Origin of the sequence: Rhodococcus sp. ENV425, from assembly GCF_002887785.1 — a bacterium.
GTDB classification, from domain to species: Bacteria; Actinomycetota; Actinomycetes; order Mycobacteriales; family Mycobacteriaceae; genus Rhodococcus; species Rhodococcus aetherivorans.
Genome location: NZ_PCZU01000130.1, coordinates 5283 through 6404, shown reverse-complemented (window position 1 = coordinate 6404; position 1122 = coordinate 5283). Strand labels below are relative to the sequence as shown.

Genomic DNA, 1122 nt, shown 5'->3' with positions numbered 1-1122 from the left:
GGCGGTGATGACGATGACGCCGATCCACATGCGCGACCACGGGCACGACGTCGGCGCGACGGGCGTGGTCATCGCGATCCACGTTGCGGCGATGTTCCTGCCCTCACCGATCGCGGGGATGCTCGTGGACCGGGTCGGGCCCTACCGGGTCGCGGCCGCCGCGGGACTCGTCCTGCTGGCCTCCGGGGTGTCCGCGGCGCTGGCCCCGCCGCACTCGGTGGCGGCGCTCGCGTTCGCGCTGGGCCTGCTCGGCTTCGGGTGGAGCCTGGGCCTGGTGAGCGGCACCGCGCTCGTCACCGATGCGGTGCCGCTCGAGTCCCGCGCGGCCACGCAGGGCACCGCGGACCTGTTCGTCGCACTCGCCGGGGCGGGCGGCGGCCTGGGTTCCGGGCTCGTCGTCGCGGCGGCCGGGTTCCCCGCCCTGGCGCTGACCGGTGCGGCGGTGTCGCTGGTGATCCTTCCGGTCCTGGCGCGACGGTCCGCACACGTCGCGCAGTCCGCCGTCCACTAGCATCTCAGGCCGGCACGGCGACGGCTCGTCGCGCCACCCGCAGGTCCGCGACCCACACCAGGGCGGTCACGACGGCCGCCGCCACCCCGAACACGCACACCCCGGTCCAGCCGGTGCTCGTCCACGCGACCGCGCCGAGCGCCGAACCGGCAGCGGCGCCGATGAAGTACGTCGTCATGTACACCGCGTTGATGCGGGAACGCGCCGCGGGCGCCAGCGCGTAGACGATGTTCTGGTTGCTGATGTGGATGGCCTGCAGCGCCAGGTCGATCGCGACCATCCCGATCAGGAACCACGCCAGCGAGTACGCGCCGGCGCCCAGCGCGGCCCAGGACGCGACGAGCACCGCCGCGCCGGCGCCCGAGGTGAGCTGCGCGAGCCCGCGATCGGCGAGGCGGCCGGTGAGGTTGGCCATCACCGCGCCGGCGACCCCGGCCAGGCCCACCAGTCCGATCTGCACCTCGTCGAAACCGTAGGGTTCGCCGGCCAGCAGGAACGCCATCGTCGAGAACAGGGCGCTCACGGACGCGAACGACAGGGCGCCGAGCAGCGACCGGGTGCGCAGCCGCGGCTGGGTGCGCACGAGGGTCCCGAGCGAACGCAGCGTGGTC

2 protein-coding genes are annotated in these 1122 nt (G+C 74.4%); one reads left to right on the top strand and one right to left on the bottom strand.

Features of this window, described 5'->3' with window-relative positions; all coding sequences use genetic code 11:
• Window positions 1-511: MFS transporter (locus tag CQZ88_RS10270; RefSeq protein ID WP_146034294.1), on the top strand; the 511-nt coding region annotated here is incomplete at its 5' end.
• 4 nt (window positions 512-515) lie between these two features.
• On the opposite strand, the gene CQZ88_RS30795 is transcribed toward CQZ88_RS10270, so the two are convergent.
• On the bottom strand, window positions 516-1122 hold a 607-nt coding region (locus CQZ88_RS30795), incomplete at its 5' end, for an MFS transporter (RefSeq protein ID WP_374703817.1).